General features: G+C 73.1%; 14 protein-coding genes. 5 read left to right on the top strand and 9 right to left on the bottom strand.

Annotated elements, in window-relative coordinates; all coding sequences use genetic code 11:
- Positions 1–102: 102 nt before the first annotated feature.
- Genes N8I86_RS05565 through N8I86_RS05580 form a run of 4 tightly spaced genes read right to left on the bottom strand, consistent with a single transcriptional unit; the run spans position 103 to position 4,242 of the window.
- Positions 103–1,386, bottom strand: a complete 1,284-nt coding sequence (locus tag N8I86_RS05565; RefSeq protein WP_263277262.1) for a glutamate synthase-related protein — start codon at positions 1,384–1,386, stop codon at positions 103–105.
- Complete coding sequence (locus N8I86_RS05570) at positions 1,383–2,405, bottom strand: asparagine synthetase A (protein ID WP_263277263.1); 1,023 nt, start codon at positions 2,403–2,405, stop codon at positions 1,383–1,385. Before N8I86_RS05570 ends, N8I86_RS05565 begins: the two co-directional genes overlap by 4 nt.
- On the bottom strand, positions 2,402–3,736 hold the full coding sequence (locus tag N8I86_RS05575; protein WP_073894695.1) for a methylaspartate mutase: 1,335 nt from the start codon (positions 3,734–3,736) through the stop codon (positions 2,402–2,404). The genes N8I86_RS05570 and N8I86_RS05575 overlap by 4 nt, the downstream gene beginning before the upstream one ends.
- Positions 3,733–4,242 (bottom strand): cobalamin B12-binding domain-containing protein, encoded by a 510-nt coding sequence (locus N8I86_RS05580; RefSeq protein WP_241841006.1) that lies wholly within the window; start codon positions 4,240–4,242, stop codon positions 3,733–3,735. Before N8I86_RS05580 ends, N8I86_RS05575 begins: the two co-directional genes overlap by 4 nt.
- Before the next feature lie 304 nt (positions 4,243–4,546).
- On the opposite strand from N8I86_RS05580, the gene N8I86_RS05585 reads away from it, so the two are divergent.
- A complete protein-coding gene (locus N8I86_RS05585; protein ID WP_073894697.1) occupies positions 4,547–4,828 on the top strand; it encodes a hypothetical protein in 282 nt (93 codons plus the stop codon).
- A 129-nt stretch (positions 4,829–4,957) separates the two neighbouring features.
- Complete coding sequence (locus N8I86_RS05590) at positions 4,958–5,170, top strand: MbtH family protein (RefSeq protein ID WP_073894699.1); 213 nt, start codon at positions 4,958–4,960, stop codon at positions 5,168–5,170.
- A 90-nt stretch (positions 5,171–5,260) separates the two neighbouring features.
- Here the strand turns inward: N8I86_RS05590 and N8I86_RS05595 are convergent, their stop codons facing one another.
- The gene (locus N8I86_RS05595; RefSeq protein WP_073894701.1) at positions 5,261–6,187 is read right to left on the bottom strand and encodes an ornithine carbamoyltransferase; all 927 of its coding nucleotides are present in this window, start codon (positions 6,185–6,187) and stop codon (positions 5,261–5,263) included.
- Between the two features lie 62 nt (positions 6,188–6,249).
- Positions 6,250–7,620 (bottom strand): helix-turn-helix domain-containing protein, encoded by a 1,371-nt coding sequence (locus tag N8I86_RS05600; protein WP_263277264.1) that lies wholly within the window; start codon positions 7,618–7,620, stop codon positions 6,250–6,252.
- Positions 7,621–7,827: 207 nt separating this feature from the next.
- Here N8I86_RS05600 and N8I86_RS05605 point away from each other — a divergent pair, with 207 nt between their 5' ends.
- Positions 7,828–10,857: an AfsR/SARP family transcriptional regulator gene (locus N8I86_RS05605; protein ID WP_263277265.1), complete on the top strand. Its 3,030-nt coding sequence runs from the start codon at positions 7,828–7,830 to the stop codon at positions 10,855–10,857.
- Between the two features lie 85 nt (positions 10,858–10,942).
- On the opposite strand, the gene N8I86_RS05610 is transcribed toward N8I86_RS05605, so the two are convergent.
- The 3 genes from N8I86_RS05610 to N8I86_RS05620 all read right to left on the bottom strand — a co-directional run bounded on the left by N8I86_RS05610 (position 10,943) and on the right by N8I86_RS05620 (position 13,042).
- Complete coding sequence (locus N8I86_RS05610; protein WP_123438794.1) at positions 10,943–11,149, bottom strand: hypothetical protein; 207 nt, start codon at positions 11,147–11,149, stop codon at positions 10,943–10,945.
- 537 nt (positions 11,150–11,686) lie between these two features.
- Complete coding sequence (locus tag N8I86_RS05615; RefSeq protein ID WP_123438793.1) at positions 11,687–12,115, bottom strand: hypothetical protein; 429 nt, start codon at positions 12,113–12,115, stop codon at positions 11,687–11,689.
- 105 nt (positions 12,116–12,220) lie between these two features.
- Positions 12,221–13,042 carry a TetR/AcrR family transcriptional regulator gene (locus tag N8I86_RS05620; protein WP_073894708.1) on the bottom strand — a complete coding sequence of 274 codons (822 nt, stop codon included), beginning with the start codon at positions 13,040–13,042 and terminating at the stop codon, positions 12,221–12,223.
- 242 nt (positions 13,043–13,284) lie between these two features.
- On the opposite strand from N8I86_RS05620, the gene N8I86_RS05625 reads away from it, so the two are divergent.
- Positions 13,285–14,997, top strand: coding sequence for an MFS transporter (locus N8I86_RS05625; RefSeq protein WP_263277266.1), 1,713 nt, complete (start codon positions 13,285–13,287; stop codon positions 14,995–14,997).
- A 259-nt stretch (positions 14,998–15,256) separates the two neighbouring features.
- Positions 15,257–15,592, top strand: coding sequence for a hypothetical protein (locus N8I86_RS05630; protein ID WP_263277267.1), 336 nt, complete (start codon positions 15,257–15,259; stop codon positions 15,590–15,592).
- Positions 15,593–15,628: the final 36 nt, after the last annotated feature.

Here is a 15,628-nt window from a genome sequence, read left to right on the forward strand (position 1 = left end):
TTCGGGGTCTGCACGGGTCTCGCGGCGTGCCGGGAAACCGGTGCGGCCACGACTGAGGAAGCGCGTGTGCGGTGCGGAAAAGCGGTGGTGCGCGGTGCCGGGTCAGGCGGCGCCGGGCGCGGCGGGCGGTGTGCACCAGCCGGCCGGGAGGAAAAGGTCCTCGGGATCGAGGGCGTTGACGTGGTACTTGCCGACCGCACTGGTCAGCATCCGCAGTTCGAGGGCGAAGGCCTCGACGAGGCGGCGCAGTCCGGCCTCGCGGTCCTCGTCGACGGCGAGGAGGGCGGCGCGGCCGAGGCCGACGGCGCGGGCGCCGAGGGCGAGGGCCTTGACGGCCCGGGTGCCCTCCCACACGCGGCCGCTGGCCAGGAGACAGCGGTCCTTACGGCCGACCCGGCGCAGGCAGTCGGCGAGGGGCAGTCCGACGTGGCCGAGGAAGCCGGTGGGCGCCCAGGCGGTGCCGCCCTCGGCACCGTCGACGGTCACCGCGTCGGCGCCGGCCGCCCAGGCCGTGGCGGCGGCGAGGGCCACGTCCCGGCCGGGGTGGAGCTTCACCCACACCCTGACGCGGGGGAAGTTGTTGCGCATGAGCCGGATCTGCTGGCGCAGGATCTCCTCGGTGAAGGTGCCGGGGCTGCTGACCCGCAGGACCTTGTCGCTGTCGGCCCCGAACACCTCGTCGGTGGCGTACTGCTCGGCGACCCGGCTCGCGGTGTCGCGGCCGAGGACGGTGAGGCCGCCGAGTCCGGGCTTGGCGCCCTGGCCGACCTTCAGCTCGAAGGCGAGCCGGCCGGTGGCGAGCAGGGGCTCGCTGACGGGGTCGCTGTAGACGAGGTTCCACACCTCGGCGTCGGCGTCCTCGGTGGACTGCTGGACGGCGACGCCGCCGTGTTCGTCGTCGGCGGCTTCGGCGTAGGCGGCGATCCGGCCGAGGAGCGGGGAGGCCCCGGCGTCGTCGGCGGTGCGGTAGCCGTTGACAGGGACCACGTTCTCACCGATGACCAGCGGGATGCCGAGCTCGGCGGCCTGCCGGCCGGCGGCCTCGCCGAGGTCGTGGCTGGCGACCTGGGTGGAGCCGAACGCGGACACGTAGACAGGCAGGCGGCTGGTGAACCCGCCGATGACCGTCTCCAGGTCGACGTCGCTGTAGAGGGGTTCGCGGCCGAGGTCGATGAGCTTCTTCAGCCGGTCGGGCATGAAGACCGGCGGGACGATCCTGATGCGCTCCAGGTCGTCCTCCCCGGTGGGCGCGTACGGTGCCGGGGCCGCGCCGAGCAGTCCGCTGCCGTATCCGGACTCGGCGGGGAAGACGGCGGCGGCTCCGTGCCGGGCGCGGGCGCGGACCTGGTCCTCGGGGAAGCCGTGAGCGGCGAGTGCGGTGCTCATGCGGACACCACCCCGGGGAGCTTCGGGTAGGCGCTGGTCTGCCAGGCGGCCTGCCGTCCGGTGACGTACCGGGTGAAGCGCTCCAGGCCGATGCCGAAGCCGGAGCTGGCGGGGATGCCGCGGCGGGCCAGGTCCAGGTACCAGCCGTACTTGGCGGGGTTCTCGCCGGTCTCGCGCATGCGGGTGACCAGGGTGGCGTAGTCGTGCTCGCGCTCGCTGCCGCTGGCGAGTTCGCCGTAGCCCTCGGGCGCGATGAGGTCGAAGTTGCGCAGTACGCCCGGCTGTTCGGCGTTCTCCTTGTCGTAGAAGCCGCGGGAGCCCTTGGGGTAGTCGGTGATGAAGAAGGGGCGCTGCGCGCCGGCGGAGACGATCTCCTCGCCCTGCCAGTCGATCTCCGCGGCGGGCTCCTGCGGGTGCCCGGCGGCGATCAGGCCGGCGGTGGCCTGCCCGTGTCCCACCCGGCCGAAGGCCTCGGTGACGGCCTTGCGCAGGGTGTCGGTGTCGCGGCCGAGAAGCTCCAGCTCGGCGGGCACGGCCTCGACGGCGTCGGCGACGACGTGGGAGACGAGCCGCTCGGCGAGTTCCATCGCGTCCTCGCGGCGGGCGTCGCGGATCTCCACGTCGATCTGGTGGAACTCGGCGAGGTGGCGGTGGGTCACGGCCGTCTCGACGGGTTCGAGCCGGACGTTGGGGGCGATGTAGAAGATCTTGTCGAAGGCGAGCAGCGACGCCTGCTTGTAGAGGATGGCGCTGGTCATCAGCTTGTACTTGTGGCCGTAGAAGTCGACGTCGACCTGCTTGGAGCCGCGGATGCCGGGGTCGGTGACCGGGCCTATGAGGGGCGGCAGCAGTTCCTGGAAGCCGCGTGCGGTCAGGAAGGCTCGGGTGGCGGTGAGCATGCGGCTCTGCACACGCAGGGTGGCCCGGGTGCGGGGGTCGGTGAGGTGGGCGTCGGGCGAGGACGGGAACGGCGTCAGTGCCTCGTCCACGGCCTCGGTGGTGGTCACGGTCATGGTCATACCTCCAGGAGGTCGTGGTCGTGGGCGTGCTCGGCGGCGGGTCCGCGGTGCGGGTCCGCCGTGGAGCGGTGGTCGGGCGTCCGGTCGTACCGGCGCTGCACGTACGTCAGGGCGTCGTACAGCCCTGCCGCGGTGAGCCGGGCGCCGCGGCGTCCGGCGACCCGGCCGATGGGCAGGGCGCCGATGTCCGACCAGGTGAGGCGGCCGGCGGCGTCGATGTGGCTGCGGGTGCGGCCCGCGTTGTCGGGGTGCAGGCAGTAGGGGACGTCGAGGTAGCCGCGCTCGAACGCCTTGAGCAGCGCGCTGCCCAGGTCGGCGTCCAGGTCGAGGACGGCGTCCACGAGGGCGCGGGCCTCGGCGTACACGGGGTTGTCCGCCGTGTCGGGGTCGCCGGCCGCCGCGTCGCCGGGTGCCGTCGCCGCGGCGCGGGCGGCGGCCCGGGCGGCGATGCGCAGGGCCTCCACGTTCTCCGCGACGGTCGGAATGCGGTGCGCCTCCGCGGCGGTCTTCACGATGAGCCGGTGGGCGCCGGCCCCGACGGCGAGTTCGGCGGAGCGTTCCAGCAGGGCGCGGGCGCCGTGCCGGGTGCGGGGGTAGACGCCCATGTAGGTGTAGACGACGACGTGCCAGTCGGTGTCCGGGAGGAGTTCGGCCGCGAGCCGGCGCAGCGCGCGCACCGCCTGCCGGTCCTGCTCGGGGCTGGTCTGCTGGGTGTAGCTGAGGGAGATGGAGCGCAGTCCGGCCCGGTGGAAGAACACTCCTTCCAGGGCGCTGATCGCCACCAGCAGTCCGGGCGGGCACAGTTGGCCGAGCATGCAGCCGCCGAAGCTCTCCAGGTGCGGTTCGGCCCCGTCGGCGCGGAGTGCGGCCAGCTGTTCGCAGGCCTCCTGCCAGTTGCGGACGGAGTCGACCAGCGGGGTGCGGCCGTAGGGCAGGCAGTAGGAGACGGGGCCGCCCTCCGTGGCGGTCAGGCCGAGCCGGGCGAGCGCGGCGACGATCCGCTGCGGGCCGGCCGAGCCGTGCCGGACCTGGACGGGGAAGGACGGGTCGGGGACTCCGTCCAGGACCCACTGGGAGGTGTGCGGGCTGTAGGAGGTGATGGGGTAGCCGTTGAGGGACACGTCCTCGTTCAGGGCGCGTACGGCGGCCGGCTCGTCGCCGACACGGGTGTAGCTGTCGATGGTGAGGGTGCCGGCCACCGCGTCCGCCGCGCGCTTGGTGGCGAGCAGCCCGGCCCGCATGCGGGCCGGCTCGGAGAAGCCCATGCGGGGCTGCACCACGAGGGCGCCGCGGGCCCGGGCGGCGGCCACGAACCGTCCGAAGGACGTCATCGTGCCGCTCCTTCCGGGAGGGGCGCCGGCCCGGACGGAGTACGGTCCGCGGCCAGCGCGCCGACGAACGCCTCGAACGGCCCGAGGCCCTGCTCGTCGTGGAACACCGCGTCGAAGCCCGCGTCCACCAGTCGGCGGCCGTGCCCGTCACGCCCCTCGGCTCCGCGCACGCCGAGCTTGCCGCCGACGACGGCCGGGAGCCCGGCCAGTTCCCAGCGAGCCCTGAGCGCCCGGACGAGGTGCTCGGCGTCATGGGCCCCGTGGCCGTTGACGCTGCTCACCACCAGCAGGTCGGGCTGGTACTTGCAGCACGACTCGACGATTTCGTCCTGAGAAATGCACGGCCCCAGATTGACGACGTGGTGCCCGAGGTCTTCGAGCAGCAATTGAATGAATACGAGATTCCAGGTGTGTGCATCGGACGGCAGTCCGGTGACCACGACGTCCAGCGTCCCGGAGGGATCTCGGGGCGCCAATTCCGCAGGCTGCGTCATCACTTCGTCCACATCATGGGATGTCAATGGGAGAAGGAGGTCCTGGATGGCTCGGAACTTCCTTTCGCCATCGATCGTAGGAACGCGGCAGGCCGCCCACCGGCGCCCGAGGCGGCAGCCGAGCGGCAGTTGCCACTGCCTGTCGATGCGGTACCGGCGGCCCGGCGTACAGTCGATTTCCGGCGCCGCACCGGTGCGAGGAAAGCGCGGTCGCGGCGGAATACGGCGCACGCCCGCACAGCCGGCGGACGCGAGCGAGAAGAACGGCGCACGCGCGGGTGGCCGGCCCGTCCCCCAATTGCGAAGGAGTGGACCCATGTCCCAGATCGCCCCTGTCGCCGCCACGAACGAATTGCTCGCCGACGCTCTGCGCGAGGCCATGTCCCGGGCCGACCGCCGTGAACCCGTCGGCGAGGCGAAATTCGCGGTACTGGAGGCGGCGGTGCAGCTGATCGACGCCGACCGGCCCGAGCTGGCCGACCAGCCCCAGCTGCGCACGGAGTTGCTGCGGGAGGCGCTCGGCTCGGTGCGGGCCGCCGCGGTCGCGGCCGGGGTGGCGGTGACGCGGGCCCGTCAGGTCTCCGCCGTGCCGGCCTGACCGGGCCGGCGTCGGGATGCCGCCGAACTGCCTCCCGTACTGCCCGATTTCCCCGGCCGTGCCGCCTAGCTTCGCATCAGCGGTGCGGTACCGATTCCCTGTTCCACGGACCCGACAGAGGTGACTTTCATGGCAACCAACCCGTTCGACGACGCCGACGGCCGTTTCGTCGTCCTGGTCAACGACGAGGGCCAGCACTCGCTGTGGCCGGCCCGCATCCGGCGCCCGGAGGGCTGGCAGCAGATGCGCGAGGAGGGCAGCAAGCAGGAGTGCACCGAGTACATCGAGGCCAACTGGACGGACCTGCGCCCTCGTTCGGTGGTGGCCGCGATGGGCGGCTGACCCGTCCGGCACACAGCGGGGCGGCGTCGGTACCGACTCTGTACGAGCCGTACCGACGCCGCCCCGCTGTGTGTGGCCGCCCGCGGGCCGTCAGTCCCGCGTGCCCACCACGCACCACTCCAGGACCGCCATCGCGGCCGTCATCTTGTGGTGGGCCTGCCGCCAGGCGAGGCTGCGCTCCCCGTCCAGGATCTCGTCGGTGACCTCCTGGCCGCGCACGGCGGGCAGGTCGTGCAGGAAGACGGTGTGCGGGCCGCCGAAGCGGTCGAAGAAGGCGCGGTCGACGCAGAACCCGTCGAACGCGGCGAGCCAGTTCGGGTCGGCCTTGGGTACGCCCATGGTCTGCCAGCGGCTCGTGTAGATCGCGTCCACCGGGCCGTCCACCTCGGCCGGGTCGGTGATGTGGCGCACCTGGTGGTCGCCGCCGCCGAGTTCGTCGACCAGGTCCAGGGTGCTCTTGGGCACTTCGTAGCCCTCGGGGCACAGCAGCGTCACCCGCAGACCGGGGGTGAGCGCGCCGGCCAGGGCGAGGGCCGCTCCGGAGCTGTTGCCCTCGCCGACGACGAGTACGTGCCGGCCGGCGAGCTCCCCGAAGTGCTCGCTGAGCGTGGTCAGGTCGGCGATGGCCTGGGTGGGGTGCTCGTCCAGGCTGAGCGCGTTGACCACCGCGAGGTCCGGGCTGCCGCCGAGCCGGCGCATCTCCTCGACGTCGCCGTTGGTGCGGACGACGAGGGCGTCCAGGTACTGGCCGAGGACCCGGGCGGTGTCCTCCACCGTCTCGCCGGTGGTCAGCTGGAGTTCGTCCGGGCCGAAGGTGATCACGTCCGCGCCCAGCCGGGTGGCCCCGCTCCAGAACGAGGTGCGCGTCCGCGTGGACGACTTGCGGAAGTAGACACCCACCTGACGGCCGGTCAGCGGGCGGTCCTCGACGTCACCGCGGCCGAAGGCGACGGCACGGGCGACGATCCGGGCGAGCTGCCCGGGCGTGAGGTCGGCGAGGGAGATCAGGTTGCGCATGGTGAAGGCCTTTCGGTGCGGGCGTAAAGGGAGAGGAGAAGGGCGTTCAGTGGCTCGGTGGTTCAGTGGACGAGTTCTTCGTCCCGGTGTGCCGCCGCGCCGGCGCGGTCGGCCACGAGCCGGCGGACCAGGTTGAGGACGCCGAACCGGCCGGCGCTGTCCTCTCCGGCGGGCAGCCGGCGGACCAGGCCCCGCAGCATCAGCGCGTGCACCTCGCGGGCCACGGTGGTGGCGGGGACGGCCAGTACGGCGGCGGCCTGGTCGGCGGTCCAGCCGTCCGCCAGCGCGCTCAGGTCGCCGAGGAGGGTGGTCTGCGCGTCGTCGAGGCGGTCGACGGCGGCGGTGAGGAGGGCGGTCAGTCCCTCGCCGCTCGCGTCGCCGAGGGTGGCGTCGTCCACGATGTCGAGCGGGCTGGTCCGGGCCGTTCGCAGCAGTTCCTCCAGGGAGTGCAGCAGCAGCCAGGACGCGGCGGACTCCATCGCCCGGGGCACCCCGTCCAGGGCGTGGCATATCCGGGCCACCGTGCGCACGACCGAGTCCGTGGGCAGCAGGTCGGGACGCATGTGACCGACGTAGGACAGCATCAGTTCCAGCGCGGGTTCGCCGGCCGTGAGGGATTCCCCGGGCAGGGGGGTGGGGGCGTCGGCGGGCCGCTGCTGAGCGGGGAGCGGCAGGGGGGCGAGCGGCAGCAGCCGGTTGCCGGGGGTGCGGTGCGGTTCGCGTGCGGTGATCAGTACCTTCAGGCGTTCGCAGCTGTGCAGCAGCTCCATGAGGTGCGGTACGAGACCGGGAACGGCGTCGTGGCCGTCGAGGACCAGGAGGGCGGCGCGGCCCCGTACGACGGAGACCAGCTCCTCCAGTCCCGGGCCGCCGGTGGCGAGGGAACGGGCCCAGCCGGTCAGTGCCGCGCGCGGGCTGCGGGCGTCGGAGGCGGCCGGTGCGCTCGCGGTCTCGCTCATGTCGGCCCACAGGACGGGGATCCGGTCGCGGGTGTGCAGCAGCAGGGCGGCCTCCTGGGCGAGCCGGGTCTTGCCCACGCCCGGCAGGCCGACCACCGTCAGCAGTCGCTCGTGCTCGGTGGACAGCAGTCCGGTCAGGGCGCGCAGTTCCTCCGTACGGCCGACCAGCCGGCGCAACGGCTTCGGTGGGGGCGCCAGTTCGGCTCCGAACGCCTCACGCATCACGGTGTCGGCGGGGGCTCCCTCGACGGCGAGTTCCAGCGCCGCGCGGCGGGCGTCGCCCAGGCGCATGGCGTCGGCGAGCAGCCGGAGCGTCTCCCGGCGCGGGTGCCGCACCCGCCCCTGCTCCAGGTCGCGGATGGCCCGCACGCTGACGGTCGACAGGCCGGCGAGTTGTTCCTGGGTGATTCCCGCCCACCGGCGTGCCGCCCGCAACTGTTTCGCGAGTCCGTCCGTCGCTGCCTGCTCGGTCATGACCACTCTCCTTGGCTTGCGTGTGGGGCCCGCACGGCGAGGGCCTTGATTCCGGTGCCTTACGTCCGGTGGCGCCTGCTGGATCCCAAGGTGGCGGGGGTGCTTACCGAACGCGTACCGGCTCGTTACCGAGCGCCAGGGAACGGGCTATGATCCGGGACGCGGACGGAATCGGTGGAGTTCGCGACCTGGGGGAGGCTCACCGGCATGACCGATGCCGAAGCGGGTTCACTGCGTTTCAATGTGCTCGGCCCGCTGGAGGGCTGGGCGGACGGTGCCCGGCTGCGGCTGGGCGGACTGATCCAGGAACGCGTCCTCGGCACACTGTTGCTGGAGACCGGCCGGGTGCTGCCGATCGGCCGGCTCGTGGAGTCCGCGTGGGCCGAGGATCCGCCCGCGACCGCGTCCCATCAGGTCCGCAAGGCCGTCGCCGACCTGCGGCGGCGTATCCCGGCGGGCGGCGAGGTCATCGTCACCGACGGCCCCGGGTACCGGGTGACGCTCCGTCAGGAACAGTTGGACCTGACCGAGTTCGGGATGCTGGTGCAGGCCGCCAGGGCGGCCGAGGGTGAGGGCCGGCCGGCCGAGGCCGTAGAGGCGCTGCGCCGGGCGCTCGGCCTGTGGCGCGGTCCGATCCTGTCCGGGGCTGGCGGTCCCGTGATCGAGGCGGCGGCCACCTCGTTCGAGGAGCGTCGGCTCGCCGCCGCCGAGCACCTCTTCGAGCTGCGGCTCGGCCTGGGCGAGAGCGGCGAACTCGTGGTGGACCTGCGGGACTTCGTACAGAGCCACCCGCTGCGCGAGACGCTGCGCGCGCAGCTGATGCTGGCGCTGTACCGCTCGGGCCGGCAGGCGGAGGCGCTGGAGGAGTACAGCCGGGTCCGTGAACTCCTGGTGGAGGAACTGGGCGTCGACCCGGGCCCCGGCCTGACCAAGGTGTACGAGGGGATCCTGCGCGAGAGTCCGGAGCTGGCGGCGCCCGCTCCCCCGCCGGCCCCGGTGCCCGTCCCCGCGCCGACGGTGAGCGCGCCCGCCGACGCTCCCTGCACCCTGCCGTACGATCTCGCGGACTTCACCGGCCGCGAGCGCGAGCTGCGCGAACTCCTCGACTGCGCCGGACGGGACTACGCGCGTCACTCGCGGATCGTGGCGCTGGACGGCATGGGCGGCAGCGGCAAGACCTCGCTCGCCGTGCACGCGGCGCACAGCCTGGCGGGCGACTTCCCCGACGGCCAGCTCTACATCGACCTGCGCGGATACACCCCGGGCGAGCAGCCGGTCACCCCCGGCGGGGCGCTCGACAGCCTGCTGCGCGCGCTGGGGGTGCCGGGCGAGCGGATCCCGGAGGACCTCGCGGGCCGTACGGCGCTGTGGCGGGCGACGATCACCGGCAGACGGCTGCTGCTCCTGCTGGACAACGCGGCGGACGCGGACGGCGTACGGCCGTTGCTGCCGACCGCGCCGGGCTGCCTGGTGCTGGTCACCAGCAGGGCCCGGCTGGTGGACCTGGACTCGGCGCAGTGGATCTCGGTCGACGTGATGTCGCCCGAGGAGTGCGCGAAGCTGGTCGCGGAGACGCTGGGCGAGCAGCGGTACGCGGCCGAGCCGGAGGCCGCCGCCGAGCTGGCCCGCCTCTGCGGACATCTGCCGCTGGCCCTGCGGATCGCGACCGCGCGGCTGCGCAACCGGCCCCGCTGGACGCTGCGTTACCTGGCGGACAGGCTGCGGGACGAGGCACGGCGGCTGGACGAGCTGAGTTCGGGGCAGCGCAGTGTCGCCGCCACTCTTCGTCTGTCGTACCAGGCCCTGGACCAGGAGTGCCGGACCGCGTTCCGCATCCTCGCGCTCCACCCGGGCGGAGAGATCGACGTGCATGCCGCAGCCGCGCTGCTCGGCACGGACCCCCGCGATGCCGAGGACATCCTGGAGATCCTGCTGGACGTGCATCTGCTGCAGCAGCCGGAGATCGGCCTCTACACCTTCCACGACCTGGTGCGCAGCTTCGCGCACAGTCTGCGGGCGGCGGTGACGGAGGACGACGACGAGGCGTCGGTGCACCGGCTGCTCGACTACTACCTGACGGCGACGGAGTCGGCGTGCCAGGTGATGTTCCCGGGACGGCGCCGGATTCCGACCGGTACGGACGAAGGGCCCGTGCAGGCACCGCGGTTCGACGGGCGCGGGCCGGCCGAGCACTGGTTCGCGCGGGAGCAGGGGGCGCTGCTGGGCATGGTCGGCCTTTCCCGGCGGCTCGGCCGGGACCGGCACACGGTTCTCCTTACCCGCAATCTGGCGTTCCAGCTCAGTGCGCGCGGGCAGTTGGAGGAGTTCCGCTCGATGGGGCTGGAGGCGGTGTCCGCCGCCCGGCGACTGGGTGAGCTGCCGCTGCTCGGGGTCAGCCTGTCCAATCTGGGTGTCGCCTGCTGGAAACTGGGGCGGTTCACCGAGGCCGTCGAGATCGCCACGGAGGGCCGGGACGTCGCCGAACGGCTCGGCGACCTCCAGACGCTGGCGCACAGCGAGAGCACGCTCGGGCAGCTCAAGAGTCTGCTGGGGAACTTCCCGCAGGCGCTGTCGCACCTGGAGAAGTCGATCGCCCACGAGCGGAAGCTGGGCGCGAGCCGCGCGGAGGCGGAGAGCCTGACGCTGCTCAGCACGCTGTACGAGCAGTGGGGACGCCACGAGGAGGCCGCGGCCGCGGCCCGCAGGGCGATCGTGCTCTGCGACGAACTCGGGCGGCACGAGAACAAGGTGGTCGCGCTGACGGACCTGGCGTTCGCCCAGGCCTGCCTCGGGGACGACGAGTCGGCCGAGGTGAGCCTCAAGCAGGCGCGGACCCTGTGCGAGGAGAATCGGGATCCCGGTCAGGTGGCGCTGGCCTTCGCGCTCTCGGCGGAGGTCTGCCACCGGCTGGGCCGTACCGAGCAGGCCGTCGAGTACGGGGACCGGGCGCTGCACACCGTCAGCGCAAACGTTTCTCCGCTGCGTCGGGCCAAGGTCGAGAACACCGTCGGCCGGTATCTGAGCCGGCGGGGCGACCACACGACGGCGCTGGGGCTGCACGAGCGGGCGCACGAGGTGGCGTCCTCGCTGGACTTCCGGATCGAGGTGGCCTACGCGCTGTCCGGCATGGCCCGGGCGCAGGCGGCGCTCGGCCGCACCGAGGAGGCGGCCGGGCACGAGCGGTCCGCGGAGGAGCTGTTCACCGCGATGGGCGTACCGGCGGACCGGCGCCGCTGACGCACGTTCGCGCCGTGCGCGTACGACCGCGCCCCGCACCGGCCTTCGGGGCCGGGGTGCGGGGCGCGGTGGCGTGTGCCGGGGATCAGGCGCCGGTGCCGGTCGGTTCGCGGTCGTCGGCGGGGTTGGCGGCGGGGGTACCCGTGGTGATCACGGTGGGGCCGCGGTCGTCGGCGACGACCCGCACGCCGGCGGGGCGGTCCTGCGAGTGACCCGCCTCGATCGAGGCTCCGAGGCCGAGGGTGAGGACAGCGGCGACGATTCCGACGAGACCGGCCGACTTGCGTCCCATGATGTATCCCCTTTACGTGGTATCCCCGGTTTTTTCCCGGTTCCTCTTCCCGACACCACGAACTCTCCTGCGGCCCGTTCCCGGACCGTTCCCACGTCGATACCGCCCGCCCGACCGGTTCGGGAAGGCGGACGGTAACGGCAGGTCAGAGCCGGTATCGACAGCGGGCACAGCACGCTTGCGCGGCCCTTGCGCGCGGGGCGGCGCACACCTGACACCGGTGCCGGTACCGAGCGTCCGGTACCGGCGCCGTCCGCTTGAAGAAGGCGGCGTCGGCACCCTGACCGGCCACCGGTGCGGCACGCGCGTTCCCGCTCGCGGGACGGCGCTCGTCGCCCGGTACCCCCTCGCGGGACGGCGCACGTCGCCGGGCACCTGCTCGCGGGACGGCACACCTCGCCGGGCACCTGCTCGCCGTACGGCACACCTCGCCGGGCACACCTCGCCGGGCACCGCTCGCCGTACGGCACAGCTCGCCGGGCGATCGCCCCTGTCCCGGCAGCCCCGCTTTCCTTCCGGCCCGGCCTGTTCCTCCCTTCAGTCCCGTCCGGGTACGGGCTCGCGGGCGAACACGGTCTCACCGGCGTCGAGGCGGCAACTGACGACCCGTGGACCGCGATCGGTCAGCACGACGGTCGTGCAGGCACGGCCGGAGCCGACGCCCGCGAGATCCAGCAGCGCCCGCACGGTGGAGCGCAGCGCAGCGACCTCGTCCTCGCCCGGCCGGTCCCGTCCGGGCAGCGACCGGTCGCGGCCGCGCCGGAGAGTGATGTCCACGACCGTGTGCATGCTGCTGTCACTGACGGTCTCGACGCTGAACTCCGGCCCGTCCCACGGTTCTTCGTCCGCGTACGGCTCGGGTGGCGTGGCCCCGTCGCCCTCGGCCCACCGTTCCACGGCGGACAGGTCCTGAAGGACGCGGCGTAGCCCCACGGCGACGTCGATCCGGTCCGGGGGATGCTTCATTGGAGACTCCTCCTGGAGAGAACTACTCCAGCACCCTGGCGCCGGCCGTTCCCGTCCCCGTCCCGCCCGGCTACCGCGCGCGGTCCCGCACCCGCGGGCGGCACCTCACGCGTCCGGCCCCTCCTCGCCCCCCGCCCCCGACGGGTGGCCGCCCTCGGCCCCGGCCTCGGGCAGGTAGCTCGCCAGGCCGCGCAGGATGATCTCCAGGCCGATGTCGAACCGCTCGTCGGAGGAGTCCGTCACCATCAGCCCGGACAGGGCGCGCAGATGGGGGAAGTCGGCGGGGGGCAGGGACGCGAAGTAGTTCTGCATCTCGTCGGCCATCTCGCGCCAGTCGGGGCGGGCCAGGGAGGAGGCGCCGGTGTTCTGCTGGGCGGCGCGGTCCTGCCACATCCCCTCCTCCAGGACGAAGCCGTCGATGTAGGTGGAGATGAGGTCACCGGCCTCGGCGGAGATGCGGTCGGGCAGTCCGGCGGTGCGGAAGACGGCGAGCAACGACTCGACGTGCGGCAGCAGTTCGGCCGTGAAGGGGACGTGGGCCATGGAGATCCTGGCCATGTCCCGGTGGGACAGCAGGCGCCGCCGGACGGAGCGGGCGAAGTCCCGCAGCTGCTCGCGCCACCGCTCGGGATCGGGCTCGGGCAGGGTGAAGCCGTCGAAGAGCCGGGTGTACATCAGCTCCAGGAGATCGTCCTTGGAGCTGACGTGGGCGTAGAGCGCGGAGACCGTGACGCCCAGTTCGGCGGCCACCTGGCGCATCGACAGCCCGTCGAGCCCTTGCCGGTCCAGCACGATGAAGGCCGCCTCGACGACCCGTTCGCGTGAGAGCGGTGCGCGGGCCGGGGCGGGGCGGTCGCGAGTGGGCCGCTCGCGCTCCCAGGGGGACGGCGGAAGGGGTGCGGGGGTGGCGGCGTCCGCGTCGGTCATGCGCCCAGTCTAGGCGCCGGGAGAACACTGTTCTCCGCCGGTGAGCGGCGTGCCCCGGGCTCCAGCTCGTCCCCCCACACGCGATATATCTTGTTCACTTCCACCGGATGCGCTATATCTTGATGAACAGCGTTCTCCAGGTGAGCACTGTTCTGTTAAGGTGAACAGTGTTCTGTGCCCGCGTTCCATCCATCTCCGCGTCCGCGCCTTCGCGGTGCGCGGCCCTTCCGCGAGGAGTTCCGATGTCCACCACCGGTGTCGCGTCCGCCGAGGCGCCCACCGACTCCCCGGCGCCCTACCGGTGGCGCTGGGCCGCGCTCTTCGTGATCCTCGCGGCCGAGGTCATGGATCTCCTCGACGCCGTGGTCACGAACATCGCCGGTCCCTCGATGCGGGCCGACCTGGGCGGCGGCGCCTCCACCCTCCAGTGGCTGGCGGCGGCGTACACCCTCTCGATGGCCGTCGGCCTCGTGACCGGCGGCCGGCTCGGGGACATCCACGGCCGCCGCCGGATGTTCCTCGTGGGAGCCGCCGGCTTCACCGTCGGCTCGCTGCTGTGCGCGATATCCGCGTCGCCCGAGATGCTGATCGGCGCACGCATCGTCCAGGGGCTGTTCGGCGCGGTGATGCTGCCTCAGGGCCTCGGCATGATCAAGGAGATGTTCCCGCCGCAGGAGTCGCAGAAGGCCTTCGGGCTGTTCGGCCCCGTCATGGGCCTGTCGGCGGTGTGCGGGCCCGTCCTGGCCGGCTGGCTGGTCGACGCCGACTACTTCGGCACGGGCTGGCGGATGATCTTCCTGATCAACCTGCCGCTGGGCGCCGCGGCCTTCCTCGGTGCCCTGCGCTACCTGCCGAGGGGCCGCTCCGAGCACCGTCCGCGCCTCGACATCCCCGGCATGCTGCTGGTCTCGCTGGCGGCCCTGCTCATCATCTTCCCGCTCGTCCAGGGCCGTGAGTACGACTGGCCCGTGTGGACGTTCGCGATGATGGCCGCGTCGGTGGCCGTCTTCGCCGCCTTCGCCTGGTACGAGGCGCGCCGCAGCAGGGCAGGCCGGGATCCGCTGGTCGTGCCCAGCCTGTTCCGCAAGCGCGGCTTCAGCGGCGGTATGACGCTCGGGCTGGTCTTCTTCTCGACCATGCAGGGCTTCATGCTGGTCTTCAACCTGTACACCCAGATCGGACTCGGCTACTCGCCGCTGAAGGCGGGCCTCGTGATGGTGCCCTGGTCGGGCGGCATGATCGTCGGCTTCGGGATCGCCCAGGGCGTGGCCCGCTTCGGCCGGGCCGTGCTCCAGGCGGGCGCGCTGGTCATGGCTGTGGGCGTGTTCGGCGTGTGGCTGACCCTCGACATGGTGGGTTCGGGCGTCGGGCCCTGGCAGCTCCTGCCGTCCCTGCTCCTCACCGGCATCGGGATGGGCCTGCTCATGGCGCCGTTCTTCGACATCGTGCTCAGCAGTGTCGAGCAGCACGAGACGGGCTCGGCCTCGGGCACGATGACCGCGATGCAGCAGCTCGGCGGCGCCTTCGGCGTGGCTGTCCTCGGCACCGCCTTCTTCGGTCTGCTCGGCGGCGGCATCGCGACCGCCGTGGACCACCACTCGGCCGGTCTGCGGGGGCGGTTGACCGCCGCGCACGTGGCGCCCGCCACCCAGGACCGCCTCGTCGCGGACCTGCGCACCTGCGCCTCGGACCGCGCCGTCGCCAAGGATCCCGCCGCGACCCCGGCGTCCTGTGGGCGGCTGGCTAAGGACACCCGGTCGGCCGTGACCTCGCCGCAGGCCGCCGCCCGGATTCCCGGCGCGCTGGAGGCCACCGCCTCGTCGGCCTTCCGGAGTGGTTTCGGCTCGGTCATGAAGACGGTGCTGTGGATCGTCGACGGCATGCTCGCCCTGACCTTCCTGCTCGCCTTCCTCCTGCCGCGCCACGCCCGTCCCGACGGGGCCGGGGGCCACTGACCCCCGCCCGCACCGGAGTCGGCACCGGCACCGCCCGGCGACCGCGACGGCCCGGCAGCCCCTCCCCGAGGGTCTGCCGGGCCGTCCGGTTCCCGACGGTGCCGACCGCCGTGCCGCACAAGCCGAGCTGGGGGAACGAAGACCGAAGCGGCCACGCGGTCGGTCACCGGCGGGGGGGACGGTCCACGGCTGGCCGGAGCCCGAGTGGACGCTGTTCCCGCCGCCGGTCGGCCGCCGTCTGGTCCACCAGGTGTACGAGATGGCCGACCTGGACGTCGCGGCCGGGCTGTACGGCGCCCGTACGATCGCCTTCAAGGCCGGTACCGAATTCACCGCCGTCGACCGGGCGTTGGGGCTCTTCCCCGCGGTGCGGGCGCGCACCGGGCGGCCGTGCGCCGCCCGGCGCTGGACCCCGCTGGTGCGCGCGCTGTCCTGGCTCGTCGGCCGGGTCGGCGACGAGGCGGGCGCCTTCACGGTCTCCGTGAGCGGACGGCGGGACGGGCGGGCGGTCATCCGCCGGATCGGGATGACGGCCCGGCGGACGGCGGCCGTATCCCCTCGCAGCTCGCCGGCATCGCCGTCGACCACCTGCTGACAGGCCGCCTGCGCACGCCCCGCCTCGCCGCGCTCC

This window comes from Streptomyces albidicamelliae, from assembly GCF_025642175.1.
GTDB classification, from domain to species: Bacteria; Actinomycetota; Actinomycetes; order Streptomycetales; family Streptomycetaceae; genus Streptomyces; species Streptomyces albidocamelliae.

Coding starts and splice junctions, on each gene's coding strand:
- N8I86_RS05565 (WP_263277262.1), bottom strand. CDS start 1,386: ATGAGCACCGCACTCGCCGCTCACGGCTTCCCCGAGGACCAGGTCCGC.
- N8I86_RS05570 (WP_263277263.1), bottom strand. CDS start 2,405: ATGACCATGACCGTGACCACCACCGAGGCCGTGGACGAGGCACTGACG.
- N8I86_RS05575 (WP_073894695.1), bottom strand. CDS start 3,736: ATGACGTCCTTCGGACGGTTCGTGGCCGCCGCCCGGGCCCGCGGCGCC.
- N8I86_RS05585 (WP_073894697.1), top strand. CDS start 4,547: ATGTCCCAGATCGCCCCTGTCGCCGCCACGAACGAATTGCTCGCCGAC.
- N8I86_RS05590 (WP_073894699.1), top strand. CDS start 4,958: ATGGCAACCAACCCGTTCGACGACGCCGACGGCCGTTTCGTCGTCCTG.
- N8I86_RS05595 (WP_073894701.1), bottom strand. CDS start 6,187: ATGCGCAACCTGATCTCCCTCGCCGACCTCACGCCCGGGCAGCTCGCC.
- N8I86_RS05600 (WP_263277264.1), bottom strand. CDS start 7,620: ATGACCGAGCAGGCAGCGACGGACGGACTCGCGAAACAGTTGCGGGCG.
- N8I86_RS05605 (WP_263277265.1), top strand. CDS start 7,828: ATGACCGATGCCGAAGCGGGTTCACTGCGTTTCAATGTGCTCGGCCCG.
- N8I86_RS05610 (WP_123438794.1), bottom strand. CDS start 11,149: ATGGGACGCAAGTCGGCCGGTCTCGTCGGAATCGTCGCCGCTGTCCTC.
- N8I86_RS05615 (WP_123438793.1), bottom strand. CDS start 12,115: ATGAAGCATCCCCCGGACCGGATCGACGTCGCCGTGGGGCTACGCCGC.
- N8I86_RS05620 (WP_073894708.1), bottom strand. CDS start 13,042: ATGACCGACGCGGACGCCGCCACCCCCGCACCCCTTCCGCCGTCCCCC.
- N8I86_RS05625 (WP_263277266.1), top strand. CDS start 13,285: ATGTCCACCACCGGTGTCGCGTCCGCCGAGGCGCCCACCGACTCCCCG.
- N8I86_RS05630 (WP_263277267.1), top strand. CDS start 15,257: ATGGCCGACCTGGACGTCGCGGCCGGGCTGTACGGCGCCCGTACGATC.